The organism is Bacillus sp. TH17 (assembly GCF_016651125.1).
Classification (GTDB): domain Bacteria; phylum Bacillota; class Bacilli; order Bacillales; family Bacillaceae_G; genus Bacillus_A; species Bacillus_A mycoides.
Genome location: NZ_JAEKEN010000001.1, coordinates 1358631 through 1384236 on the forward strand (window position 1 = coordinate 1358631; position 25606 = coordinate 1384236).

Consider the following 25606-nt stretch of genomic DNA (forward strand, 5'->3'; position numbering starts at 1 on the left):
TTTTAATTTGTTTAATAGATTTTTTTGTAAAAGTTTATAAAATGGGTAAACGGAACGTTGAAATGTTTGTTTGTGCTATGTTAAGATGGTGAAGTGGTAATAAACGTTATTGTGATTTGTTTGGTTTTTGAATAAACGTTTTGAAGGAGTGTTTAGTGTGAGTGATATTTCAGAGAAATTTTGGGATGCATCGGTTGAGGAATTGAAGAAAGGGTATGTGTTTGAAGCGGAAGCAGAGGAATATATTTGTTTAGCTTGTGGAGAAGCGTTTATTAAGGGGGTTATTTATCAAGATAATCAAGTTTTGTATGAAGCAGAGAAGTTTGTGCAATTGCATGTGCAAAATGAACATACGTCTATGTTTGATTATTTATTAAATCTTGATAAGAAGTATACGGGTTTAACGGATTTGCAAAAGAAAATGGTTCAGTTTTTCCATATGGGGCTAAATGATAAAGAGATTGTAAAAGAGATGGATGGCGGAAGTACATCAACCATTCGTAATCATCGATTTACACTTCGAGAAAAAATGAAGCAAGCGAAAGTGTTTTTAGCGTTAATGGAACTGTCAGAAAAAAAATCAAAAGTACAAACGAAATTTGTACCCATTCATAGAACAGCAACGATGGTGGATGATCGCTACAATATTACGGAAGAAGAAAATGAGGAAGTATTAAAAGCACATTTTACAGAAGGATTAGATGGACCGCTTTCTAAATTTCCGAAGAAGCAAAAGCGTAAATTAATTATATTACGCCATTTAGTGACGAAGTTTGATAGTAATAAAAAGTACAATGAAAAAGAAGTAAATACTGTCATAGAAAGTGTATACCCGGATTTTGTAACTTTAAGAAGATATTTAATCGAATATGGGTTTTTAGATAGAACAGCTGATGGAAGCCAATATTGGGTGAAGTTATAATAATACGGAAAAGAAAATGAATGGAAGCACATCGTTATAACAACTATACAAAGAGATAGAAGTTGAAAAACAGATTTTTAGTAAAAGGAGAAATGAAATTTGAAACCACCTACAGATAACAATAAAGAAGGTGTAGAGTCACAGAAGTCAGAAACGGAACATAAGCCGATATGGAAATCGATGTCCATGTTTTTAGTGCCGTTACTTTTAAGTAATGTATTACAGTCAGTTGGACAGTTATTTGGAATGGTAGTAGTAGGAAGATGGCTTGGCGTAAATGATCTAGCAGCTATATCGGCATTTTTCCCGTTATTTTTCCTACTCGTTTCATTTGTAATTGGAATTGGTTCTGGTAGTTCAATTTTAATTGGTCAGGCATTTGGTGCTAAAAATGAGGAGCGCTTAAAAGCTATCGTTGGTACGACGCTTACGTTTACTTTTATTATCGGAGTCGTGTTGGCGATAATAGGTAGTATTTTTGCGATGGATATTATGCGTCTTATGGGAACGCCAGAAAATATTATTGAAATAAGTGTGCATTACGCAAGAATTTTATTTATATCTATGCCAGTATTATTCTTATATTTTGCATATACAACATTTATGAGAGGTACAGGAGATTCAAAAACGCCATTTTACTTTTTAATCGTAAGTACAGCGCTAAATATGATTTTATTACCAATTCTTATTTTTGGCTGGTTAGGAGCTCCGAAATTAGATGTTTATGGAGCAGCATATGCTTCTGTTATATCTACAGTTATTACGTTTATTGTCATGCTAGTGTATTTAAAGAAGAAAAATCATCCACTACAATTAGACGGGACAGTAAGAAAATATCTTCGTATGGACTGGGAGTTATTAAAATTATTGTTACGCCTCGGTATTCCAGCGAGTATTAATATGATATTAGTTTCATTATCAGAGATCGCGGTAATCGCATTTGTAAATCGGTACGGTTCAGATGCAACAGCGGCGTATGGTGTTGTGAACCAAGTTGCAAGTTATGTACAAATGCCAGCGGTTAGCCTCGGCATTACCGTATCAATTTTTGCAGCGCAATCAATTGGTGCGAACCAATTTGATCGATTACAGAAAGTTGTTAAGGCCGGAATTATTATGAATTACATCATTGGTGGTGTATTAATATCTCTTATTTACTTGTTCTCAAGAGATATTTTAGCACTATTTTTAACAAGTCAAAATACAATTGACATTGCTCATAGTCTAATCATGATTACATTATGGAGCTACTTAATTTTCGGTCATGCACAAATTATTAGTGCGACAATGCGAGCAAGTGGTACTGTATTATGGCCAACTGTAATCAGTGTTGTATCAATTTGGCTTGTTGAAGTACCTGTGGCGTATTATCTTTCTTACCATACGAGCCTTGGAATAGAAGGGATATGGATTGGGTATCCAGCTGCATTCATCGTCAGCTTAATATTACAGTATGCATATTATAAGCTTTCATGGCAGAAGAAACGAATTACACGATTAGTGAGTTAAAAGATGAAAATGTCCCTAAGTCATTATACTTAGGGACATTTTTTTATGAATGCTTATAAATAACTTTTTAAAGTTATGTCAAAATGTTGTCTAATGAGTTCTCCATTATTCATATAAAACTCCCAAGCTGTATCTGGCTCACCGATAATTTCAAATGAACCTTCTGTAATATATAAAGCACAATTATCTTCTAATGCAATACCTTCTATATTACCTTGGTGCGTTTGTAAAAACGTATGGAAGGCATTCATTCTATTTAATTGATTGTAATGGGGGCAAAATCTTTTGTTAACAATACCCCAGCCACTACTTTCTATATAACCGGAACCTTCATAATCTGAACGAATGCTAGATGTGAACCAGCACATAGCACCGGCACTATATCCTGCAATAAGTGTTCCACGTTTTAAAGCAAATAGTAACTTTTCATCTAGTTTATGTTCTTTCCATTGTTCAAGCATGTGAACGTAATTTCCACCGCCAAGGTAAATTAAATCGGCAGAATGAATCATCTCATCTATTTCATATTTAGTAGGTGTTTCGGTTGAAATGCGTAAAATTTGAACCTCACAATGTAATTGCTTTTCAAATGTTGCTAAAAATAACTTTATATATCCTTCATCATCACGACTAGCTGTAGGAATGAATAATACTTTTGGGTATTGTTTATTCGTTAATTCTATAAGTCGTTCATTAATATGCAAGTGATTTGGATCTTGTAAATCACCGCCACCAATGACAGCTAATTTCATAGTAAAGCACCACCTAATAATATTTGTTATGTAAAAATTCGATAGTGGGGAGTTACATTCCTTCTGTGATTTAATGAATAAGGGGAAATAAAGTGAACAATATATTGAAATAGCATAAGGAGTCGATAGCTGTGGATAGAAAGGAATTAGAAGCAGTTTATCCCGCTATTTGCGGGCAGTAAACTCCCGCCTCAAAATTCGATTGGAGCAAAGCAGTTAGGTGGGAGCCCTGCTGCCCGTAAACGCCCGATTGGTGTGGGCTAATAATCAATGGGGGATGAACAAAATCCCCATTGATTAAAGTTTCACTTTATTGATATATATAATACTGGAAAATATTGTTTCAAAATATGGGGACAATATGTTTAAATGAATATAACGACGTACTAATGAATGTTGAAAGAGTATTTATATTTAAAAAGTACAGGGAATACCAAAAGTTTTACAAAAGTGTTTTTTACTTTTTATAGGAACTTATTTTATAATATAGTTAAATTATATTAATATATTTATTAGCGTAGACTAAAAAGAGGGAGCGTGAAAGAGTGGATTTTCGATTTGAGTTCGCAGCGAAGGTGAAAGAATATTTAGATGATGAAAAAGATGAAAAAATAATAAAAGATGGACACAGAGATATAATTTATAAATATTTATATCCGTTAGAGAGTGAAATTGGAATTTTTAAAAACCCTAACTTTACTTTTTTTGCATCAGGAAGACGTTCACATATAGTATTAGAAAATATTGAATTTAAAACAGAAGTAAACGTAGAAAGTAATATAATTGAAATTACAAAAATAGTGGATAATGTGGTGATTCCATTAGATACTATCGTAGCTAAAGATCGGGAATTATTTGCACTTGGGCGTAACGAGAAATTTAGTGTGCAAATATTAGAATATTATCTCTATGATACATTTGGAGAGAAGTTAGGTTTACAATGAATCGAACGTGGTACAGATAACTAATTAGTGGAGATTAGGATTCATTTAAGTATCAGTTAATATCATTTATGTTTGACCTTCTATATATTTTATACTACAATCTGTAGTGTGAAAGGGGCCATATGATGTTTACTCAAAACTACAAGTTAAATGAGCAAGGGTTAAATCACTTTTTCGGACCGCTTGAAGCGAAAATAATGGAAATTGTTTGGGCTACTGAGGGTATTACCATTAAAGATGTGCAACAGAGATTAAGTGAAGAATCCCCGGTGAATTTTAATACTGTAATGACAGTTATGAACAGATTAGTAGAGAAAGCACATTTAGAAAAGCATATTGTGAAAAGAAGTGGTATGTATCGTACTACACAAACGAAGGAAGAATTTTTATCTAATCAAACGAAGAAAATGACACAGGAATTAATGGGTGAATTTGGAGATCTTGTTGTGAACCATATGATAGATGAGTTAGAACAAGCTGATCCATCTTTAATAAAAAAATTAGAAGAGAAATTAAGTCGGCTAAAAAAAGAGGACCGATAAAATGAAGTGGCAAATGCGTAAAATCGTTTTGTTAGCAGTGACTATTAGTGTGCTTTTTTAAGCATGTTAGTATACTACGTTACATACCCATTTCTTTTTCAAAATAAAGCATTTTTCCTTTCTCAATTTTGTTTATTTGAATTACAAAAACATATGAGGGAACTATCAATACTTCGTATAATGATAGCCGGATTACTGTTATTTACTGTAATCATTATGAGTAAAAGAATTTGGAAGCAATTTTTTTATAGTAAAAGATTGAAAAGAAATCTCGTGTCTATTACTAGAAAAGGAAAGCAAGTGTACGTATTATCAACGTTACAGATTACGGCATTTACAATTGGATTATTTCGACCGAAAATTGTCATTTCAGAAGGAATGTTTCAGGCATTTTCTGAGGAAGAAATTGATGCGATTGTATTACATGAGGAATATCATCAAAAAAATCGAGATCCATTAAAGTTATTTTTCTTTACATTGTTAGCTGAGGGAATGATGTATATTCCTATATTAAAAGGGATGTTGCAGCGTTATCATGTATATCAAGAGCTATCAGCAGATAAATATGCGATGCAAAAAATGAAATCTTCATTTGAGCTAGGTAGTGCATTATTAAAGTTAATTAAAATAAAGACGATGGAAAATCAATGTATTACAGCGTCGTTTGCGAAAACCGCAATTAATTTACGAATTGAGCAAGTGTTGAATGAGAAAGTTGTTAAGCTGAATATGCCATTACATACAAATTCAGTATATGTAACGTTAGGGCTATTTTGTATGTCGATTGTACTTATTGTCGGAGAGTGCATATAGCCTCTTTTTTTAATAATTAACACTACGCATTGTAGTGTGTTTAGGAGGGATAAAATGAATGCGGCGGATTTAACAATTTGGCTAGTAGTAGGGGCTGGGATACTTTCATTTATATCACCATGTTCTTTACCGCTATATCCATCTTATTTATCATATATTACAGGTGTGTCTATTCAAGATTTAAAAGAAAATCGTGGGATTATGCAAAAGTCAGCGATTATACATACAGTATTTTTTATGATCGGTTTCTCGGTTATATTTTATGCGTTAGGTTTATCGGTGAGTTGGATTGGGATTACTTTTTCATCTAATCAAAGATTGATTCAGCAAATTGGTGGGGTTTTTATTGTTTTGATGGGGTTATTTATGACTGGATTGTTTCAGCCTAAGTGGCTTATGGCAGAGAAAAAAGTGCAGTATAGAAGTAAATCGACAGGATATATTCGCTCAGTTTTGGTCGGCATGGCATATGCAGCAGGATGGACACCGTGTGTTGGTCCGATATTTTCTGCAGTGCTTATGCTCGGGGCGACCAATCCGGAAAGTGCGCTTCTTTATATTACGGCATATACTCTTGGCTTTGCAGTTCCGTTTTTCGTGATGGCATTTTTTATTGGAAAAGTAAAATGGATTGTTACTTATGCCAATGTCATGATGAAAATCGGCGGTGGAATGATGATTTTAACAGGGGTTTTATTATATACAAATCAAATGACGAAAATTACAGCGTTCTTTATTCGTCTATTCGGCGGATTTACGGGATTTTAGAAATGAGGAGGAAAAAAAGTGAAGAAACTAATTGCTATTATACTAGCTGGGGCACTAATTTGGGCAGGAGTTAACTTTTATAATACTAAGAAAGAAGAAAAAGAAAGAAAAGCGAAACAAGCGGAGTTACAAGAGAAGGAAGTATTACCACAAGTGGGATTTAAAGCGCCGAACATAACATTAAAAGGATTGGACGGGAAGCTTTATTCGTTAAATGATGCAAAGGGAAAACCATATGTTATTAATTTTTGGGCATCATGGTGTGGTCCATGTGAAATGGAGGCTCCTGATCTAGTTCGTTTGTATGATAAATATAAGGAGGATGTTGAAATCTTTGCGGTAAATGCAACAATCGGGGATCCAGTACAAGAAGCGAGCGCATTTGCAGATCGTCACGGATTTAAATTTCCTGTTCTATTAGATATGGACGGAGTAGCTGGAATAGATTATAAAGTATTTTCTTTACCAACGACATTTTTTGTTAATAAAGATGGAATTATTGTAGATCATGCACGAGGGGTATTACCTCCAGATCAATTAGAAGAGAAGTTTAAGAAAATAATTGAGAATTAAGAGGGGATTTCATAGTGATGGAGTGGATGGTGAGGTTACAACCCGTTTCTCTTATAATAGGAAGTTTATTTGGATTTACTCTAATGAAACTAAGGATGAAAAAGCAAAATATTCAATATGAAAAAATGATGGATGCAGTAACGAATGGCTTTCTTATCATTGTATTAGTATGGAAATTCGCACCGGCAATTTTAAATCCGGTATGGGCCATTGGGGCGCCAATGCCAGCATTATTAGCTGTAGGAAGTATTCAGCATATTATAGTAGGGTGCGTAATTGCGAGTATATATATTGTTTGGAAAAGTAAAAATGAGCAATTTTCTCTTCGGATTTTACTTGATACATTACCTTTTGGATTTTGCGTGAGTATAATCTTTTATTTTATATTCCATCAAGAAGTAGGTGCACAAACGACACTGCCGTGGGGGATGAAAATATATGAATCAAAATTTTTGTATCATCCTATTTTCATGTATGAGATTATACTCGCGCTCGGTATAATTGGCTCGTTATGGATTAAAAATGAAAGATTAGGAAATGGAAAGAATATAAGCTTTTTTCTAATTTGCGAGGGAATTGCTCATATCATTATTTCACTTATTAGTGAACAAAATTCAGTTCTATTTGGTCTTTCAATACAGCAAATACTCAGTTTTTTTATTATTAGTTTAGGGATTTTATTAGTACCAAAAAAATAAAAGTAGCCATGCACGGAGAGCATGGCTATTTTTGTATCATCATATGAATTAAAAAATCGGCGGAGTAACAGAAAATAAAACAATCGCATTTTTTTCGAATTGATTTACCCATTTATGTTTTAAATAAGCTGGTATTTTTACGCTATCACCAGTTTCTAATGTGTATTCTTCTTCATTTAAGTGCAATGTGATTTTTCCGTCTAATACTAATGCTAATTCTTCACCTTTATGTTCTAGAACATTTTCTGATGAAGCAGTATTTGGTGGGATAGTCATAATTGCTGTTGCTAAATTTCCTGTGAAATCAGGTGATAACAATTCATATGATAAATTATCGATAATCATTTTTTTCTTTTATGAGAACGTACAATTAAATCGTCTGTATTATTTTCTTCAAGTAAAAAACTAAATGTTGGAACATCAAGAGCTTTTGCAAGTACCTTTAATGTTTGAATAGAAGGGTTAGCAGAACCACGTTCAATTTGACTAAGCATTGATGGTGTGATTTCGGCCATCTTTGCTAATTCTTTACTAGTTAATCCTTTTTCTTTTCTTTGTTTTTCAATCTTTTTACCAATATCTATATTTTCCATAATAAATGCTCCTTAATAATTATTAAATTATATTTAAATAAATTAAATTTAAATTAACTAAAATGAATTATTTATGTTAAACTATATTAAAATTAATTTAATTATAATTTATTATATGGCTATCTACAAGGATATGAGGAGGAAGAGGAATGAAGGAGATAGAGGCATTAAAAGAGCAATATCCACTAGTAAATAACTTAATCGCAACAGAAGAAGTATTTTGGATAAACCCGAATATGGAAAAGTATGAAACAGCAATAAAAAATTCGCCACTTAATGAAGAACATGTAAAAGACGCGGAAGAGAGATTAAAGCGTTTTGCACCATATATTGCGAAAGTATTTCCTGAAACGAAAGAAACAGGCGGTATTATAGAATCACCTTTAGTGAAAATCTCTTCTATGAAACAATCTTTAGAGAAAAGTTATGGGAAACCTATTTTAGGGGAATTACTATTAAAATGTGATAGCGGGCTTCCGATATCAGGATCAATAAAAGCTAGAGGCGGAATATACGAAGTGCTGAAACATGCAGAGCAACTGGCACTTCAGCATGGAATGTTAACAGGGAAAGATGATTATTCAATTTTAGATAGTGATAGATTTAGAGATTTTTTTGCGAAGTATTCAATTGCAGTAGGTTCTACTGGGAATTTAGGGCTTAGCATCGGTATTATGAGTGCGAAATTAGGTTTTAATGTGACTGTTCATATGTCGGCAGACGCAAAAGAATGGAAAAAAGATTTATTAAGAAGTAAAGGTGTAAACGTTATTGAATATGAAGCTGATTATAGTAAAGCAGTAGAAGAAGGAAGACTGCAAGCAGATGCAGATCCTAGCTGTTATTTTGTTGATGATGAAAACTCGCATGATTTATTTTTAGGATACGCAGTAGCAGCGTCACGTTTACAAAAACAATTAGAAGAGTTAGAGATTGTAGTAGATGAAGAGCACCCTTTATTCGTTTATCTTCCGTGCGGAGTAGGGGGCGGACCTGGCGGAGTAGCATTTGGTTTAAAGTTATTGTATAAAGACAACGTACACTGTTTCTTTGCGGAGCCAACGCACTCTCCATGTATGTTACTCGGTTTAATGACAGGGCTTCACGATAAAATCGCCGTTCAAGATATCGGGATTGATAATGTAACTGATGCGGATGGACTTGCGGTAGGAAGACCATCTGGATTTGTCGGTAAAACGATGGAACCATTTTTGAGTGGAAATTACACAGTAAGTGATGAGGAGTTATATAGATTATTAAAAGAACTGGCTGATACTGAAAATATTTATTTAGAGCCTTCTGCATTAGCGGGTATGATAGGGCCGTTGAATGTATGTAAAGCTGAAAATGAGTATTTACAAAAACAACAGTTAACAGAGAAGGTGAAGAAAGGTACTCATATTGTGTGGGGAACTGGTGGGAGTATGGTTCCGGAAGACGTGATGAATGGGTATTATAAGAAAGGTTTGGAATTAACGTTAAAATAAAAATGAGGCTATTTACAGCCTCATTTTTTTCATGTGCATAAAATTCTTTGTTATTTTCGCATTAGTTCATTATAGTATAGATATAAAGGATTGCTAATATCGAATAAATATAACAAAAAAGCTTTATTTTACATAATAAGAGGATGTGTATACGATGTCATTACAGACTAAATATATAGCGGGTATTTCGCTTGGGGTTATGGGCGTAGGTTTTGCGGCTTCAATCCCTTTTCAAGGAACGGTAGCTGGAGAAATTATACAAGGTGGATTTGAAGCTGGGTTAGTTGGTGGACTTGCGGATTGGTTTGCGGTTACAGCTTTATTCCGTCATCCGTTGGGAATCCCAATTCCACATACAGCATTATTACCGAAAAATCGTAAGCGGGTAACAAAGGGACTCGTTTCTACGTTAGAAAATGAATGGCTGACGAAAGAAAGTATTACAAGTAAAGTAAAAGAAATGCAGCTAGCGCAAATGGTACTGCAAATTGCTGAGAAAGAGTTACAGTCTGATGCTGTGAAAAAAGGGATTGTAACAATTGCTGAGAAAGCGATTCTTCAAATAGATACGGAAAAATTAGCAGTTATTATTGAAAAAGAATTAAAAACGTATTTGCATACAATTAATACAAGTAACATATTACAAGTTCTCGTGGATCAATTAGTAGTGCAAGAATATGATGAAAAAACACTTGATTACATATTAGTAAAAGTGAAAGATTGGACAGCTCAAGATGAAGCACGTTATCAGCTCGGAAGCTTAGGCATGAAGGCGATGGAAAACATAAAAGTAGATGGATTCCTACAGTTTACTTTGAAATCGTTTATGAATATTGTTGATGAGGATAAAATCGGCGGCATTTTGCAGAAGTTTATCATTAGCAATATTAACAGCTTACAAGATGCAGATAATAGCACAAGGCAACTTATATTAGCGAAAATTCGTCAAGAGATTATAAATGTAAAAGAAAATGAATCTTTATTACAGGAATTAGAGAAGTGGAAAGAAAAATGGATTGCAAATTGGGATGCTACTGACAAAATAAAAGAGATGCTAGAGCAAGTACAGAGTAGGGCAGTTACTTTTGTGAAGAATGAAGAATTTGCTGATAAATATGTTGTTCCATTCTTACAAACACAAATGAATAAAATAAAAGAAGACGAATTGACTGTTCAAAAAATAGAAGATTGGTTACAAAAACAAGTTGTTACTATTGTTGAAAAGAATCATTCGAAAATTGGAAAGCTTGTGCAAGAAAACCTTGATAAGTTAGATGATAAAACATTAATCGAAATGATTGAAAATAATGTCGGTAAAGATTTGCAGTGGATTCGTGTGAACGGGGCTGTTTGTGGTTTTATGATTGGATTAATTTTAGAAGGAATAAAAGCGATTATATGAGAAAAACCTTCCACAATTGTGGAAGGTTTCTTATTTTTCGATAACGCTCATATTTAAATTATAAGCTTTCTCAATATTTAATTTGTACGTTCCATTTCCTGTTTTTATCGAGTTTTTATACCAATGTTCTTGCCCATTTAATTCTGGATTTTCTTCTGAAGAATTATTTTCTTTTTTCGCTAAATCTTCTACTTGTTCCCAAGGTGTGTTTCCGTGAGTTTCTTTTTGATTTGTTACGGCTGTTAAAGAAACATCACTTTCTTTAGTTAAATGAACAGATACGTTTGAACTGTTTTGTACAAACCAATTATTTTGTAATTGACCTGGATAAAGAGATAGTTCGTTATTCGAAGCGCGGATCTCTACATTTTTATTTTGCGGAAGAACGAGTGTTTGTTTCACCTGTGGTGCGAAGTTAAAAAACGTATGCTGAACCGGTAATGGTTTTAACGTTATATACATCGTTTCTCCAGCCGTTTGAACTGAAAGGAAATCATCTCTTTTTAAATTAGGTTTTTCATTTGTTTTTGTCGTCATTTCATATGTTCCAAAAAGATGAATTTGATTTGTATTATCACCCTCTATCGTTAGAGGGTGATGCCCCGCATCCACTACGATTTTTTTGATAGATTCAGGTATATCAAGTTGTCCGTCTGGAATATTACTCGTTTGTCTAGTTGTGTTAATAGAATGACGAACTTCTTCTAGCAATCCAGTTGATAATAAGCAGTAAAAAGCAATTCCAACACTTCCTAAAACTCCGATAAAGAAAATACTAAAAATATCATATTTAATAAATGAATGTTCCTTCTTAGAAAATAGAAGGTATAGTAAAATTTCAGCGCCAAGTATGATAAGTAAAACAGGCCACCAGGCTGTTAATGTATCTAATGCTTGAACTCCTTTTACGACTGAAAATAGTAAAAAGCAACCTAATGTAATAATGGAGAGCCCCATTGAGAATGTTCCAACGCGCCATGTTCTCATTCGTTTGTACCACCTTTGTTTTCTTTATTTCCAAGTAACAATTTAAAGCCGCCACCAATTAAAAGGAGAGCAACGATAGATGTTTGGAAATAGCGATAATATAGTTCGCTAAGATGAATATTAAATATAGTTGCAAAATAGTCATTCAAAATAGGAAGGACTGTTTGATCTAATAAATAATAACCACCGAGTGTAATTAACCCAATACCGATCCATCTTTGATGATTGATAAAATAGTCAATGATAGGTTCGTCATTTACACGTTCTTTTCCGTATTTTGCAGTTTGCTGTAACGCATCAAAAAAGCTATAGAACCAAATGATTGGTACTAAAAATAAAAACGCAGAAAGTCTTAATAAGTCGAGCAAATAAATAGATAGTAAAAAGGCTGCCATAAGCTGAAGGCCACGGCGCTGTAAGCCTAAATACATATGTCCTGCTCCAGGAAACATTGCTAAAATGGAAGCGAATGTTTTATTTTTCTTTCCTTGTTCTCGGTGCTCTTCAAATTCTTCAAAAATAGTACGATCCACTAATTGCTCGCCGCGTTCTTTTTTCTGTAGTTGTTGAACAACATCGAAGAAATTATAAATCCATAAAACAGGTAATGTAATAAGAAAGATAAGGAAACTTCCTTGAGATGTTAAGAGTGCAACGAATATAATCATACTTCCGATTCCTGTGCAAGCGACTAAAAATGTAAGTCCGCGTTGCATAAGTCCTAATTGAAAATGACCAAGCCCAGGAATGATTGATAGAAGAATGATATAAAATCGTTCGCTTTCTTTAGAGGACTCTGTAAATTCTCCGGCTGCTTGTTTTTTCGATTGATTAATAATAGTGATAACTAAATCTAATAAATTGATCGCCCATAACACGACTAGTAAAAATAGAGAAAGAAAAGCAATATCACGCGCTCCTAATGCTATTGTACAAAATGCTGCAAGGATAAATAGAAATAAAGCCCCGCCGCTATATAAAATAAATCGTCCAAATTTCTTTAAATATAAATGTCCAAGCCCAGGAATTAGCCCTAACACAAGTGCTAAAAAGGGATTTTTATTCATGCTTTGAACCTCCGTCCTTTTTTGATGTGTCTACCGATTTGTTTACAATTTGTTGTGAGATAGAAGACTCGTTATGTTTTGAAGATTTCTCGAAATTTGATGTCGCTGTGAAAATATACTGGAATAAACCACTTACCATAAAAATAATTGTAGCCGCAGTCGCAATTATGTAGTGAATAATTGTGCGCTTTAGTGAGTTTGTTTTTATATTTTCATTAGATTGTAGTGTTTCAAAATTAATTTGCGTCATAACTTCGTTCGTAAATGAATCATCATTTATCATTGGAAGGTTTTCATGTTGTTCATCAATACTTTCCATATAAAGTGCTAAACAATGATCACATTCATAAAGATGTTCTTCCATAGATTCACGTTCATTGTTTGATATAACATCTAATGTATAATTGCGCCAATCTTCTTTTGAATAATGCATCATAGAAACTCTTCCTCCTTCCAATGTTTTTTAATCCATTTTCTTGCCCGATACAGTTTCATTTCGACTGTTTTCACTTCAATATTTTCTTGCAAAGCAATTTCTTGATAACTTTTTTCTTCTAAGTAATGTGCGAGAACGACGTCACGGTAATTGTCGGGAAGTTCTCTCAGTTTTTGAGCAATGAGTAATTTTTGCTCTTTCGTCAATAATAAAGCCTCAATATTATGAGAGGATTTTATATTTTCCGCAGTTTCTTTACATAAGGAGAGTTCTTCGTTTTCTCTAGCTTTTTTTCTCTTATAATCAATAGCGTGATTGGTGGCAATACGTGCCATCCACGTTTTTAATCCGCGAAATTGATAATTTGGGAGAGAGGCGTGAATTTTTACGAATACTTCTTGTGTAACATCTTTAGCATCTTCTTCATGTCTTAAAATAGAAAAGATAACTTGAAAAATATAATGACGATATGTTTGTACAAGGATACGAAAAGCATGTTCGCTTCCTTGTTGTGCTTTTTCAACTAATTGTTTTTCCTCAATCGGTCTCTCCCTCCTTTTTGACGCATTCTATTATATAGACGTAAGAAATGATAAGTCACCCTACACATGTTATAAAAAAAGAATAATATATTTTTAGCAGGAGGGCTATATGAAAAAGGTGTGAAAAAATGGTAAAGAGAAGTATATAATGAGCAAGAAGGAAATGTTACACAGAGAAAGGATGTGAATGTTAGTAGGGGAAGGTCCATACTAATAAACATGAAAATTAAAATATTAATAGCGGACGATAATTCTTTTATTAGAGAAGGCATGAAAATTATTTTAAATACATACGAAGAGTTTGAAGTATTAGATACTGTAAATGATGGGAAAGAGGCTGTAGCGTATTGTAAAAAGTATGAAGTTGATATCGCGCTTTTAGATGTTCGTATGCCAAACATGAACGGGGTAGAGGCGACGAAGTTAATTTGTGAAGAGACAAAAACGAAGCCTCTCATTTTAACGACGTTTGATGATGATGAATATATTTTGGATGCAGTAAAAAACGGAGCGAAAGGTTATTTGTTAAAAAATAATGATCCGGAGCGTATTCGTGATGCGATAAAAGGAGTTTATAACGGTCAAACTGTTATGCAAGATGTAGTGCTTGATAAAATTAAGTCTAATTTAATGGAAAGTAAAGAGGAAGAATCTAAAATTGATAAGAGTCTTTTTACAGAAAGAGAGCTTAGTATTATCGCATTAATTGCGAAAGGCTTTTCGAATAAAGAAATTTCGAAGCAACTTTTCATATCTGAAGGAACGATTGCAAATTATATTACATCAGTTTTAGGGAAAACTGGACTAGAACATCGCACGCAAATTGCGATTTATTACTTAACAGGGAAAGTAGATTAATGTTATGGAATTTTGGTTAACTGTAAGTAAACTTATTGTCTTTTTATATATAGTGTTTAGCTACATTCATTTAAATGTTACGAACTTACCGTGGATTATACTTACTTTGCTTTTATATCTTTCTGTCAATGTGTTGATCTCTATATTTAAAAAAGATACGTACAAAAACATATTAACTTGTGTGTCAATTGGCGTAGTTATGTTATTTACATGGAAGGTTCATCCGTTTTTTATTTTGTTTTTACCTTTGAACTTATATGAAATTGCAAATTATTACATAAAAAAGAAATGGTTAATCTTTTTCATTATGATTCTTCCTATTATTTTTATAGGTGAAGGTATTCAAATGACGTATGGACTTATTAGTGCATTTTGTTTTTTTCCTTAACGATAGCTCATCGCTATATAGCACGATTATTAAAACTAGAAATGCAAAATGATAAAATGAGAAAAGACATACAAAGACTTACGAAAAGTTTAAATGAAAATAAAGATTACATAAGGCAATCTGAATACACATTTAAATTAGAGGAAAGAAATCGACTATCTCAAGAAATTCATGATAAAATCGGTCACTCAATGACAGGTGCACTAATTCAAATGGAAGCAGCAAAGAGATTAATGGAAATAGATAAAGTGAAATCTGCTGAGTTATTACAAAATGCAATTCATATTTCAAAGGATGGAATTGAAAGCATTCGGATTACATTAAAAAATATGAAGCCACCAACTGAGCAAATTGGTATTCATCGTATGAAATTATTCATAGAGGAATTTGCCGGTAAGCATGATATAAATATTCCTTTCGTATATAAAGGGAATTTAGATATGATTTCACCGATTCAGTGGAAGATTATTGGTGAAAATGTTACGGAGGCACTAACAAACGCGATGAAATATGCTGATGCGACAGTCATTTCAATAGATATTCATGTACTGAACAAGATGGTGAAAGTACAAGTGAAGGATAATGGTAAAGGTGCAGCTCTTGTTAAGAAAGGCCTCGGTATTATGGGAATGGAGGAGCGAACAGCATCAGTAAACGGAAAAATTATTGTAGATGGAACAAGTGGTTTTTCAGTAACAATGTTATTGCCGATATAAGAGGATGAGACGAGGATGAATCATCTCATATGAAAAAAGTGAATAATCTCATGTGAAAAGGGTGAACTTCTGCACTGAGCAGGTTCATTCTTTTTGTTTATAATAAAAGCAGAGAAACCGAAATAGGGGTGAAATGATGAATACATTGGAAATTAAAAATTTAACGAAAAAATTTGGTGACTTCATCGCAGTAGATAATATGTCTTTATCTATTAAAGAAGGAGAGATATTTGGCTTTTTAGGATCAAATGGTGCTGGTAAAAGTACAACGATTAATATGATTGCTGGTTTGTTAAGAAGTAATGAAGGTGAAATTAGCATACTAGGAAAAAATATAAAGAAACATAATCGATTTGCGAAAATGAATATCGGTATCGTTCCGCAAGATATTGCGATTTATGAAGAGTTAACTGCCTATGAAAATGTGAAATTCTTTGCTGGATTGTATGGATTACGAGGAGCCGAGCTAAAAGCGAGAGTAGAGGAAGCACTTCAATTTGTAGGCCTTAGTGATAAACATAAAAGTTATCCGAAAAACTTTTCTGGCGGGATGAAACGAAGACTGAATATCGCTTGTGCAATCGCTCATAGACCGAAGTTAATTATTATGGATGAACCGACAGTTGGAATTGATCCGCAGTCAAGGAACTACATTCTTCAGTCTGTCCGAAAATTAAATGAAATGGGAAGTACGATTATTTATACGAGTCACTACATGGAAGAAGTAGAAGAGATTTGTACGAAAATAGCAATTGTCGATCACGGTAAAGTAATTGCAGAAGGAACGAAAGAACAGTTAAAAGCAATTATTACAGATACGAAAGATATTTGGATTGAAGTGAAGTCAGTAGAAAATCTAGACGTTGAAAAATTAAAAGAGATAAACGGTGTGAAAGCTGTCCAAATTGAAGAGAACGTAATTAAAGTAAATTCTGATGCAGGATTAAATAATTTAAATAAAATTATTCAACACTTTATTAATCATGACATTGAAATTCGTTCGTTAGAGGAGCAGGCTCCAAACTTAGAAACAGTATTTCTTACGTTAACTGGAAGAAACTTACGAGATAAATAAAGGTAAATGAAGAAAAGGTAAAGGGAGGTTCATCAATTGAACATCTTTAACATTGCAGTGATGCACATTAAAAGAGATTTCAGGGACGTAAGAACTTTAGTTTTTATGTTAGCATTTCCGATTGTACTTATGCTTGTGTTAGGAACAGCGTTAACGAATGCATTTAATAGCGATAGTCAATCGTTTAAGGATATACAAGTGCTATATAAAGATGAAGCAAGTAGCACGTTTTCTCAATCATTTGAAGCATTTACGAAAGAAGTCGATAAATCAGGTATTCATTTTAAAAAAGCTTCCGAAGGTATAGATGGGAAAGAAGAAGTGAAGCAAAATAAATATGCTGCTTATGTAGAGTTAAATAAAGATGGTGCAAAATTTTATGGAAGTGACAAAAGTAGTATTGAGGGAAGTATTGTGGAAGGCATGCTTACAACATTTGTTGATAAGTACAACGTAGTGGCCGAAGTTGCAAAAGTAGACCCGAGTAAGGTTAGCGCAGTTATTTCAAACGGAAATCATAATGATTATATTAAAGAAACATCTTTACAAGCTGCTAAAAAACCAGGTTCTATGGATTACTATGCGGTTGTAATGACGACGATGATTGCACTGTACGCTGCAATGGGGGCGAGTTTTTTAATTCGAGGAGAACGAATACGTAAAACAGGAGATCGTTTAATTGCAGCACCTATAAGTAAGGCTGAAATTTTCATTGGGAAAGTGCTCGGTAGTCTTGTAGCGAATGCACTTTGTCTATTACTTGTCGTTTTATTTAGTAAATTTGTTTTTCAAGCGAATTGGGGCGACCATATTGGAATCATATTTATTATTTTACTAACAGAAGTCTTTTTAGCAATTAGCTTCGGTTTAGGAATCGGATATATTACAAAAACAGGTGAGGCATCTAGAGCGATTATTATGGTTGTTGTGCAATTAGCGTCTATTTTTGGTGGTGCGTATTTCGTAGTGGAAGAAAATTTCGTTACGAATTTATCACCATTAACGTGGGCAAACACAGCTATTATGAAAATTATTTATGCAAATGATGTAGGGGCGGCACTGCCGGTAATATCTTTAAATCTTGGGATTTCAGCAATCTTCTTATTAATTGCGATTATTGCATTACGTAGACGGGAGGGGCTATAGTATGAAAGATATTTTATGGCTCATACAAAAAACGTTATCTGTGCTTCTGAAAAATAAAAAGGGGTTACTCATTATTATTAGCTTGCCGATAATAGGAACGCTCATTTCCTTTTCGATATATGGGAATGTAGGGCAAGGAACGTTAAATATTGGGGTTATAAATAAAGAAAATCAACCTATCGCAAATGATACAGTGAAATTTTTAGAAGGACTCAATCATGTAAATGTTAGTAAAATTAAGGAATCTGAAGTGGAAGATAAACTCACTTCAAAAAAACTTGATGGTGTTATTACATTACAGTCTGGTTTTTCTGAAAGTGTTCGAGAAGGGAAACCGAGTCATATTGAGATTTCATCGATTAAAGGCGATCAAGTAACAGGATTTATAAAATCGTATTTATATAACTATGTTGATAACATCGCTGCGATTAGTAAAGTGGCAGGGGCCGATCAAAGTACGTTTAATAGTATGTACGCGGGTTATCAAAAAAGTTCATTTAAAGTAAAGTCTGAGACACTTGAAGATACTTCAAAAAATAAAGATATGACAAATCAAACGATGGGTTATCTTATTATGTTTATGTTATTTTCAGCAGTGAACTTATCAGGATTTATTTTAAAAGAAAAAGAGAACAGAACGTATTTTAGATTATTATCAACGCCGATTGACGGAAAGAAATTTATATTATCTAATGTCGCAGTAAATATGATGATATTAACAGTACAAATTGTAATTGCAGTATTCTTTATGACGAATGTTTTTCACACAACTATAAATATGCCTTTCATAGTTATGATTGGTGTGCTTATGATATTCGCTTTAATTGCAATTGGTTTATCATTAGTCATTGTGTCTTTTTCAAAAAGTTCAACTGCTTCAAATGCAATGCAAAATATAGTAATAGTACCAACATGTTTACTTGCTGGATGTTATTTCCCGTACGACATTATGCCGAAAGCAGTACAAAAAGTAGCTGATTTCCTTCCGCAGCGTTGGTTACTAGATACGATTTCAAAACTACAGCAAGGCATTCCATTTTCTGAGTTGTATTTAAATATTTTAATTTTATTCGCTTTCGCGATAGCATTCTTCTTAATTGCTATTTATAAGTTTGGAAGAAATAATGATGCGAGGAACTTCATTTAATGAAAAGGTGTGGCGCAATGCCACACCTTTTTTGTATTCGTAATTTAAAGTATCTTTTGTAATATAGGAATGCTTTTGTAGAGCACTTCGTTATGTGAAGCATGCACAACATATTTATTTCCTTCTAGAAGAAAAACGCTATGTAGAACAGCGTTACCGTCACCATGTTTTGTAAGTATATCACCGACGACTTTTCCGTCTGTCCATTCTAGTTTTGAATGTGAAGGGACGACTTGTAAATATTGAATCGTTTCTACTCCATCTCCTGCAATAAGTGTAGTTTCAATATTTCTTTTCTGTATAATAAATCTATTTTCATTTAATGTATCGAGGAAAGGGTTTTTCATTTGCATCTTACTATAAGGAAGAAATGTAATAGAAGAGCCTGATCTTATAAATAAATAATTTCCATAATCTTTACAAGGAATAACATCTTGTAATCCTGGAAAGTAACGGTGTATCGCTTCGACTTTATTCATTTTATACAAGGTACTTACGTAGTGTATGTACTGTTCCATATAGGAACGAACAATATTTATTTTAGAAGATGCATGTACTGGGAGACTACCTCCAGTCCAATAACTATAATTGGGGGGAGATCCAGCGTTTGGTGTACAAAGTATAATAAGTTGCTCCACATCATTTTCATATTCTTCACTTTGAACGTAAGAACGTGCAAGAAGTCCACCCATACTATGACAAACTAAATTTAGTTTATCGCACCCTGTAAATTCTTTAACATAGGCAATTGTTTTTAATAAATATTTTTGAGTGGAAAAAGCAATACGCTGACGCCAGTCATAAAAACAGATAAACAAGTTTTTATTTCGTTCATAGCCGATACTTTCTAACATCATAATGAATGGTTCATAAATAAACGAAGAAAGCCCAAAGTTCCAATTACCGGTACCAGGAATAATAATATTACTCATTGAACCGAAAAGACCTGGGATAAAAATAATAGGAGTTTTTGCTCTTTTCATAGTCTGCTCTCCTTTAAGTTTTTAACAGCCGACAAAAAGTAAGAAATACATTTTGTATGAAAACATACTTTAATGAAACACTACGAAATAGTAAGTAATATGAGTGGAAGGAAATCAAAATGATTAAAAAAATATTGCGAGTCACTTCTATTATTATTGCTATTTTCGTTGTTATTTTAATTTGGATGCATATTGACGTTACGCTCGGAAGGAAAATGGAAGCCGGGAAAAATATGCCGACAGAGTATGCGCCTCATTATAGTGACTTTCAATTATATGTGGAAGGGAAGTCGTTTTATAAACAGTTGTTTACTGATATAAGAGAAGCGAAGCGATCTATTTACACTTATTTTTATATTTTATCGGATGATAAAAGTAGCCATACTTTTTTAAACTTATTAAAGGAGAAGGCGAAAGAAGGAATAAACGTATATTTATCGGTTGATTTAATTAATGATTTATCATTTGAAAGAAAGATGAAAAATGAATTGCGGGAAAGTGGTGTTCATTTTACATATAGTAGAAAACCGGAATTGCCATTTGGATTTTATTCACTTCACCATCGTAATCATCGTCGTATTACGACGATTGATGGGGAGATTGGCTATACGGGTGGCTTTAATATGGGGGATGAGTACTTAGGGGAAGATAAGCGATTTGGATATTGGCGTGACTATCATGTGCGGCTTAGAGGAGAAGGAGCAAAAGATTTAGAAGAGCAATTCGCTTTAGATTGGAAACGAGATACGAAAGAACATATAAAAAGAAGTACGAATAAAGCGAGTAAAGGGAATACATTACATACGATGGTTAGCTACAATGGACATCACGTCGCTGAAAAATATATAAAGTTAATAAAACAAGCGAAACATTCAATTGTAATTACAACACCTTATTTTATAGCGAAAAATAAAGAATTAATGAATGCTTTAATTGGAGCGCAAAAACGTGGTGTTACAGTAAAAATACTATGGTCATATAAACCAGATATTCCTCTTATTAAAGAGGCAGCGTATCCTTATATTCGTCAAGCTGTTAATAACGGGATTACGGTATACGGTTATAAAAAAGGTATGTTTCATGGAAAGTTAATGCTGATTGATAATGAACTAACTGTTATCGGTACTACAAACTTTACTGCGCGTAGCTTCTATATAAATGATGAGATGAATTTGTATATTCATGGTGGTCCTATCGTAGCGCAAGTAAATAAGGCGTTAATAGAGGATTTTAATGATTCGAAAGAAATGAAGAAAGAGTTTTTTGAAAACTTATCTTTTTGGGAGCGTTTTAAGGAGAGGTTGGCGGGATTAGTTGATTTTTATTTATAATAATTAAGGAAGAAAGGGTGTCTATAAAGGACACCCTTTTTTGATGGGAATAACTATTTTTCATGCACAAGCATCGAAACATCATCATTAATCAACGTCCCAACATGTTCACCTAAACAAATTCTTTTCATAACGCCAGGCTCATCAAAGTTAAAGACGTGTGCCGGTAAATTATAATCTCGAGCAAGTAATAAAGCGGCTTGATCCATTACTTGTATGTTTTGCCTAACAATATCGTTATAGTTCAGTTTACTGTACATTTTCGCTGATTTGTTATGTTTCGGATCACTTGTAAAGACACCGTCTACTCCTTGTTTTGCGACTAAAATGGCGTCGCTATTCATTTCAATGGCTCTTTGTACACTTGGGTAATCTGTTGTAACGAATGGTTGCCCGTTACCACCACCGAATATGACAACATAACCGTTATCTAAATGATGTACTGCACGTAGGCGAATATATGGTTCAGCTACTGCATTAAAAGGGATGGAAGTCATAACGCGTACTTCTCTATCTGTTTTACTTGTTAAAACGCCGCGAAGCATTAAGCTGTTAATAATCGTACCTAGCGTACCGATATTATCAGCTTCTACACGATCAATTCCCCATTCTTCAGCTAGATGACCTCTGAAAATGTTACCGCCGCCGATGACAATGGATACTTCGATATCTAGGTCAATAATGGATATTATTTCGTTTGCGATATGTTCTAATCGTTTGGAGTTAAAGCTATTTCCAGATTGATCAGCAAGTGCGCCGCCACTTAGTTTAATTAGGACGCGTTTATATGGTTTCATAACAATTCCCCCTATATAGATTGCAATAAAAAAGGAACAAAGGCGAATGCCTTTGTTCCTTCGTAAGAAAATGAAATAGAAAAGAAATAGATATGATGAACTTCTTCACGTGATTTTTCATAACATCCACTCCTTTTCATCCCCATTTATTTAGAATACGTATATCTTTTAGATTATACGAAATAATCTGATGTTTTATCAAGGTTATTTTATTTCTTTTTTATAAAAAAGTGTCAATGAATATTATAAGAAATAAATTTGAATTTTTTGTGACGAACTTGTAGGTTTTTGTATGATTTTGTAGGTTCGCCTATATGATGTGTGAGTAAGCTTTTATAAATACGAAATGAAAGCGTTCGCATAAAAGGGGATGAACATAAATGAAAAAATTCGGATTGGCAACACAAATTTTTGTCGCACTTGTTTTAGGGATTGTAGTAGGGGCAATCTTTTATGGCAATAAAACGGCGATTTCTTATATCACACCAGTTGGGGACATATTTATTCATTTAATTAAAATGATTGTAGTACCGATTGTTATTTCAGCATTAATTGTTGCGGTAGCTGGTGTAGGTGATATGAAAAAGCTTGGGAAACTGGGCGGTAAGACAATTCTTTATTTCGAAATTATTACGACGATTGCTATTTTAATGGGATTACTTGCAGCAAATATATTCCAACCAGGTACTGGCGTTGATATGAGTAATTTACAGCAAAGTGATATTTCTTCTTATAAACAAACAGCAGATGCAACAGAGAAGAAAGGCTTTGCAGAAACGATTGTTCATATTGTACCGAAAAATATATTTGAGTCTATTACACAAGGTGACTTATTACCGATTATATTCTTCTCAGTACTATTCGGTTTAGGAGTTGCAGCAATCGGAGAAAAAGGAAAGCCTGTTTTTAACTTTTTTGAAGGTGTGCTCGAAGCGATGTTCTGGGTTACAAATCAAGTGATGAAATTCGCACCATTTGGTGTATTCGCATTAATTGCTGTTACGGTTGCAAAATTTGGTGTAGCAACACTACTTCCTTTAGGAAAACTAGTGCTAGCTGTATACGTAACTGTTATACTATTCGTTGTGATTGTATTAGGTATTAATGCGCGAATGGTTGGAGTAAATATTTTTACATTAATGAAAATTTTAAAAGAAGAACTTATTCTTTCATTTACGACAGCAAGTTCAGAAGCTGTTTTACCTAATATAATGAGAAAAATGGAAGAGTTCGGTTGTCCAAAGGCAGTTGCCTCTTTCGTAATTCCGACAGGTTATACATTTAACTTGACTGGATCAGCTATTTATCAAGCGTTAGCGGCATTGTTTGTTGCACAAATGTACGGTGTACACATGTCACTGACGGAGCAAATAACGCTATTATTCGTTCTCATGTTAACATCCAAAGGTATGGCGGGAGTTCCGGGTGCATCATTCGTTGTTGTATTAGCGACGTTAGGATCAATGGGCTTACCGCTAGAAGGCATCGCATTAATTGCGGGAATTGACCGCATTTTAGATATGATTCGCTCAGCTGTCAATGTATTAGGAAATGCATTAGCTGCCATTGTTATGTCGAAGTGGGAAGGCGAATTCGATGATGAGAAAGCAAAACAATATGTAGAAACGGTCAAACAAACAAAAGCAGCGTAAGAGATTGTTAAGGAGTGAGTAATCATGGCAACATTAACTGAAGTTAAAAATGGAGTACGAATTGAAAAAGATTTTTTAGGTGAAAAAGAAGTACCAAATTATGCGTACTACGGTGTACAAACAATGCGTGCAGTAGAGAATTTCCCGATTACAGGATACAAAGTTCATGAAGGTTTAATTAAAGCGTTAGCAATTGTAAAAAAAGCGGCAGCACTTGCTAATGCAGATGTAGGAAGATTGGAATTGAAAAAGGGTGGTGCTATCGCAGAAGCATCACAAGAAATCCTTGAGGGGAAATGGCATGATCATTTCATCGTTGATCCAATTCAGGGCGGTGCAGGAACTTCAATGAATATGAACGCAAATGAAGTCATTGCCAATCGTGCCCTTGAATTATTAGGAATGGAAAAGGGAGACTATGATTATATTAGTCCAAACAGTCATGTAAATATGGCACAATCAACAAACGATGCATTCCCAACAGCGATTCATATTGCAACATTAAATGCATTAGAAGGCTTATTACAAACGATGGGTTATATGCATGATGTATTTGAATTAAAAGCAGAACAGTTCGATCATGTTATTAAAATGGGTCGTACACATTTACAAGATGCTGTGCCAATTCGTCTTGGACAAGAATTTAAAGCGTATTCTCGCGTACTTGAACGTGATATGAAACGTATCAAGCAATCACGTCAACATCTATATGAAGTAAATATGGGAGCAACTGCAGTTGGTACAGGCTTAAATGCGGATCCAGAATATATTGAAGCAGTTGTAAAACATTTAGCTACAATTAGTGAATTACCACTTGTTGGTGCAGAAGATTTAGTAGATGCAACTCAAAATACGGATGCGTACACTGAAGTATCTGCAGCACTTAAAGTATGTATGATGAACATGTCTAAAATTGCGAACGACCTTCGTCTAATGGCATCAGGTCCACGCGTTGGATTAGCGGAAATTATGCTACCAGCTCGTCAACCAGGTTCATCTATTATGCCAGGGAAAGTAAACCCTGTTATGCCAGAAGTAATTAATCAAATTGCGTTCCAAGTAATTGGTAACGACCATACAATTTGCCTTGCTTCAGAAGCAGGACAATTAGAATTAAATGTTATGGAACCAGTACTTGTTTTCAACTTACTTCAATCTATTAGCATTATGAATAACGGTTTCCGTGCCTTTACAGATAATTGCTTAAAAGGAATTGAAGCGAATGAAGATCGCTTAAAAGAGTACGTTGAGAAGAGTGTAGGAATTATTACAGCCGTGAACCCTCATATCGGCTATGAAGCAGCAGCTCGCGTTGCGAAAGAAGCAATTGCGACAGGGCAATCCGTTCGAGAACTATGTGTGAAAAATGGTGTATTGTCACAAGAAGAATTAGAGTTAATTCTAGATCCATTCGAAATGACACACCCAGGGATTGCAGGAGCAACTCTTTTAAAGAAAAATTAAAAGAAGAGGGGGAC

23 protein-coding genes and 3 pseudogenes are annotated in these 25606 nt (G+C 33.9%); 18 read left to right on the top strand and 8 right to left on the bottom strand.

From position 1 onward, the window contains the following. Positions 1 to 157: 157 nt before the first annotated feature. Both JFT95_RS06915 and JFT95_RS06920 read left to right on the top strand, forming a co-directional pair. Positions 158 to 922, top strand: a complete 765-nt coding sequence (locus JFT95_RS06915) for a DUF2087 domain-containing protein (RefSeq protein WP_002141210.1) — start codon at positions 158 to 160, stop codon at positions 920 to 922. 99 nt (positions 923 to 1021) lie between these two features. Beyond that, the gene (locus tag JFT95_RS06920) at positions 1022 to 2431 is read left to right on the top strand and encodes an MATE family efflux transporter (RefSeq protein WP_002086395.1); all 1410 of its coding nucleotides are present in this window, start codon (positions 1022 to 1024) and stop codon (positions 2429 to 2431) included. Positions 2432 to 2484: 53 nt separating this feature from the next. Here JFT95_RS06920 and JFT95_RS06925 read toward each other — a convergent pair whose 3' ends face one another. Beyond that, positions 2485 to 3183, bottom strand: a complete 699-nt coding sequence (locus tag JFT95_RS06925) for a peptidase E (RefSeq protein ID WP_002031081.1) — start codon at positions 3181 to 3183, stop codon at positions 2485 to 2487. Positions 3184 to 3728: 545 nt separating this feature from the next. On the opposite strand from JFT95_RS06925, the gene JFT95_RS06930 reads away from it, so the two are divergent. The 6 genes and pseudogenes from JFT95_RS06930 (at position 3729) to JFT95_RS06955 (ending at position 7521) form a co-directional block, all read left to right on the top strand. Next, positions 3729 to 4127: a DUF3942 family protein gene (locus JFT95_RS06930; RefSeq protein WP_002031084.1), complete on the top strand. Its 399-nt coding sequence runs from the start codon at positions 3729 to 3731 to the stop codon at positions 4125 to 4127. A gap of 125 nt (positions 4128 to 4252) precedes the next feature. Then, on the top strand, positions 4253 to 4669 hold the full coding sequence (locus JFT95_RS06935; RefSeq protein ID WP_002031086.1) for a BlaI/MecI/CopY family transcriptional regulator: 417 nt from the start codon (positions 4253 to 4255) through the stop codon (positions 4667 to 4669). Between the two features lies 1 nt (position 4670). Continuing rightward, positions 4671 to 5482 (top strand): annotated as a pseudogene (locus JFT95_RS06940) (M56 family metallopeptidase). A gap of 54 nt (positions 5483 to 5536) precedes the next feature. After that, positions 5537 to 6250 carry a cytochrome c biogenesis CcdA family protein gene (gene ccdA / locus JFT95_RS06945; protein ID WP_201051805.1) on the top strand — a complete coding sequence of 238 codons (714 nt, stop codon included), beginning with the start codon at positions 5537 to 5539 and terminating at the stop codon, positions 6248 to 6250. Between the two features lie 18 nt (positions 6251 to 6268). Further along, a complete protein-coding gene (locus JFT95_RS06950) occupies positions 6269 to 6823 on the top strand; it encodes a TlpA family protein disulfide reductase (RefSeq protein ID WP_002031090.1) in 555 nt (184 codons plus the stop codon). Between the two features lie 14 nt (positions 6824 to 6837). After that, on the top strand, positions 6838 to 7521 hold the full coding sequence (locus tag JFT95_RS06955; protein ID WP_061688932.1) for a prolipoprotein diacylglyceryl transferase family protein: 684 nt from the start codon (positions 6838 to 6840) through the stop codon (positions 7519 to 7521). 48 nt (positions 7522 to 7569) lie between these two features. Here JFT95_RS06955 and JFT95_RS06960 read toward each other — a convergent pair. Further along, positions 7570 to 8114: pseudogene (locus tag JFT95_RS06960) on the bottom strand (helix-turn-helix domain-containing protein). A 149-nt stretch (positions 8115 to 8263) separates the two neighbouring features. On the opposite strand from JFT95_RS06960, the gene JFT95_RS06965 reads away from it, so the two are divergent. Next, complete coding sequence (locus JFT95_RS06965; protein WP_002141216.1) at positions 8264 to 9601, top strand: D-serine ammonia-lyase; 1338 nt, start codon at positions 8264 to 8266, stop codon at positions 9599 to 9601. Positions 9602 to 9755: 154 nt separating this feature from the next. Then, positions 9756 to 11003 (top strand): DUF445 domain-containing protein, encoded by a 1248-nt coding sequence (locus JFT95_RS06970; protein WP_002086386.1) that lies wholly within the window; start codon positions 9756 to 9758, stop codon positions 11001 to 11003. Between the two features lie 30 nt (positions 11004 to 11033). Here the strand turns inward: JFT95_RS06970 and exsE are convergent, their stop codons facing one another. Genes exsE through JFT95_RS06990 form a run of 4 tightly spaced genes read right to left on the bottom strand, consistent with a single transcriptional unit; the run spans position 11034 to position 14035 of the window. Next, on the bottom strand, positions 11034 to 11990 hold the full coding sequence (gene exsE, locus JFT95_RS06975; RefSeq protein ID WP_002141220.1) for an exosporium protein ExsE: 957 nt from the start codon (positions 11988 to 11990) through the stop codon (positions 11034 to 11036). After that, entirely contained in the window at positions 11987 to 13057 is a 1071-nt protein-coding gene (locus JFT95_RS06980; protein WP_002086382.1) for a hypothetical protein, read from the bottom strand. Before JFT95_RS06980 ends, exsE begins: the two co-directional genes overlap by 4 nt. Then, positions 13050 to 13493 carry a hypothetical protein gene (locus JFT95_RS06985; protein WP_002086380.1) on the bottom strand — a complete coding sequence of 148 codons (444 nt, stop codon included), beginning with the start codon at positions 13491 to 13493 and terminating at the stop codon, positions 13050 to 13052. Before JFT95_RS06985 ends, JFT95_RS06980 begins: the two co-directional genes overlap by 8 nt. Continuing rightward, positions 13490 to 14035 carry an RNA polymerase sigma factor gene (locus tag JFT95_RS06990; protein ID WP_307838321.1) on the bottom strand — a complete coding sequence of 182 codons (546 nt, stop codon included), beginning with the start codon at positions 14033 to 14035 and terminating at the stop codon, positions 13490 to 13492. Before JFT95_RS06990 ends, JFT95_RS06985 begins: the two co-directional genes overlap by 4 nt. Positions 14036 to 14254: 219 nt before the next feature. Between JFT95_RS06990 and JFT95_RS06995 the strand changes: the two genes are divergently transcribed. The 5 genes and pseudogenes from JFT95_RS06995 (at position 14255) to JFT95_RS07015 (ending at position 19365) form a co-directional block, all read left to right on the top strand. Continuing rightward, on the top strand, positions 14255 to 14893 hold the full coding sequence (locus JFT95_RS06995; protein ID WP_002012250.1) for a response regulator transcription factor: 639 nt from the start codon (positions 14255 to 14257) through the stop codon (positions 14891 to 14893). A 4-nt stretch (positions 14894 to 14897) separates the two neighbouring features. Then, positions 14898 to 15997, top strand: a pseudogene (locus tag JFT95_RS07000) (sensor histidine kinase). 136 nt (positions 15998 to 16133) lie between these two features. Continuing rightward, a complete protein-coding gene (locus tag JFT95_RS07005; protein ID WP_002148977.1) occupies positions 16134 to 17072 on the top strand; it encodes an ABC transporter ATP-binding protein in 939 nt (312 codons plus the stop codon). Positions 17073 to 17108: 36 nt separating this feature from the next. After that, positions 17109 to 18218 (top strand): ABC transporter permease, encoded by a 1110-nt coding sequence (locus tag JFT95_RS07010; RefSeq protein ID WP_002141223.1) that lies wholly within the window; start codon positions 17109 to 17111, stop codon positions 18216 to 18218. 1 nt (position 18219) lies between these two features. After that, positions 18220 to 19365 carry an ABC transporter permease gene (locus JFT95_RS07015; protein WP_002086373.1) on the top strand — a complete coding sequence of 382 codons (1146 nt, stop codon included), beginning with the start codon at positions 18220 to 18222 and terminating at the stop codon, positions 19363 to 19365. Between the two features lie 44 nt (positions 19366 to 19409). Here JFT95_RS07015 and JFT95_RS07020 read toward each other — a convergent pair whose 3' ends face one another. Further along, positions 19410 to 20348 (bottom strand): esterase/lipase family protein, encoded by a 939-nt coding sequence (locus JFT95_RS07020; protein WP_002141224.1) that lies wholly within the window; start codon positions 20346 to 20348, stop codon positions 19410 to 19412. Between the two features lie 119 nt (positions 20349 to 20467). Between JFT95_RS07020 and cls the strand changes: the two genes are divergently transcribed. After that, the gene (gene cls / locus JFT95_RS07025; protein WP_201051807.1) at positions 20468 to 21679 is read left to right on the top strand and encodes a cardiolipin synthase; all 1212 of its coding nucleotides are present in this window, start codon (positions 20468 to 20470) and stop codon (positions 21677 to 21679) included. Positions 21680 to 21732: 53 nt separating this feature from the next. Here cls and pyrH read toward each other — a convergent pair whose 3' ends face one another. Continuing rightward, positions 21733 to 22476, bottom strand: a complete 744-nt coding sequence (pyrH, locus tag JFT95_RS07030) for a UMP kinase (RefSeq protein ID WP_002012233.1) — start codon at positions 22474 to 22476, stop codon at positions 21733 to 21735. Positions 22477 to 22856: 380 nt separating this feature from the next. On the opposite strand from pyrH, the gene JFT95_RS07035 reads away from it, so the two are divergent. Then, positions 22857 to 24128 carry a cation:dicarboxylate symporter family transporter gene (locus tag JFT95_RS07035; protein WP_002012230.1) on the top strand — a complete coding sequence of 424 codons (1272 nt, stop codon included), beginning with the start codon at positions 22857 to 22859 and terminating at the stop codon, positions 24126 to 24128. Positions 24129 to 24152: 24 nt separating this feature from the next. Further along, entirely contained in the window at positions 24153 to 25592 is a 1440-nt protein-coding gene (aspA, locus tag JFT95_RS07040) for an aspartate ammonia-lyase (protein ID WP_002012229.1), read from the top strand. Positions 25593 to 25606: the final 14 nt, after the last annotated feature.

What these genes read in the sequence shown, in the direction of transcription:
- JFT95_RS06925 (WP_002031081.1), bottom strand. Translation starts at nt 3,183, where the DNA reads ATGAAATTAGCTGTCATTGGTGGCGGTGATTTACAAGATCCAAATCAC.
- JFT95_RS06935 (WP_002031086.1), top strand. Translation starts at nt 4,253, where the DNA reads ATGTTTACTCAAAACTACAAGTTAAATGAGCAAGGGTTAAATCACTTT.
- ccdA (WP_201051805.1), top strand. Translation starts at nt 5,537, where the DNA reads ATGAATGCGGCGGATTTAACAATTTGGCTAGTAGTAGGGGCTGGGATA.
- JFT95_RS06965 (WP_002141216.1), top strand. Translation starts at nt 8,264, where the DNA reads ATGAAGGAGATAGAGGCATTAAAAGAGCAATATCCACTAGTAAATAAC.
- JFT95_RS06970 (WP_002086386.1), top strand. Translation starts at nt 9,756, where the DNA reads ATGTCATTACAGACTAAATATATAGCGGGTATTTCGCTTGGGGTTATG.
- exsE (WP_002141220.1), bottom strand. Translation starts at nt 11,990, where the DNA reads ATGAGAACATGGCGCGTTGGAACATTCTCAATGGGGCTCTCCATTATT.
- JFT95_RS06980 (WP_002086382.1), bottom strand. Translation starts at nt 13,057, where the DNA reads ATGAATAAAAATCCCTTTTTAGCACTTGTGTTAGGGCTAATTCCTGGG.
- JFT95_RS06985 (WP_002086380.1), bottom strand. Translation starts at nt 13,493, where the DNA reads ATGATGCATTATTCAAAAGAAGATTGGCGCAATTATACATTAGATGTT.
- JFT95_RS06995 (WP_002012250.1), top strand. Translation starts at nt 14,255, where the DNA reads ATGAAAATTAAAATATTAATAGCGGACGATAATTCTTTTATTAGAGAA.
- JFT95_RS07005 (WP_002148977.1), top strand. Translation starts at nt 16,134, where the DNA reads ATGAATACATTGGAAATTAAAAATTTAACGAAAAAATTTGGTGACTTC.
- JFT95_RS07015 (WP_002086373.1), top strand. Translation starts at nt 18,220, where the DNA reads ATGAAAGATATTTTATGGCTCATACAAAAAACGTTATCTGTGCTTCTG.
- JFT95_RS07020 (WP_002141224.1), bottom strand. Translation starts at nt 20,348, where the DNA reads ATGAAAAGAGCAAAAACTCCTATTATTTTTATCCCAGGTCTTTTCGGT.
- cls (WP_201051807.1), top strand. Translation starts at nt 20,468, where the DNA reads ATGATTAAAAAAATATTGCGAGTCACTTCTATTATTATTGCTATTTTC.
- pyrH (WP_002012233.1), bottom strand. Translation starts at nt 22,476, where the DNA reads ATGAAACCATATAAACGCGTCCTAATTAAACTAAGTGGCGGCGCACTT.
- JFT95_RS07035 (WP_002012230.1), top strand. Translation starts at nt 22,857, where the DNA reads ATGAAAAAATTCGGATTGGCAACACAAATTTTTGTCGCACTTGTTTTA.
- aspA (WP_002012229.1), top strand. Translation starts at nt 24,153, where the DNA reads ATGGCAACATTAACTGAAGTTAAAAATGGAGTACGAATTGAAAAAGAT.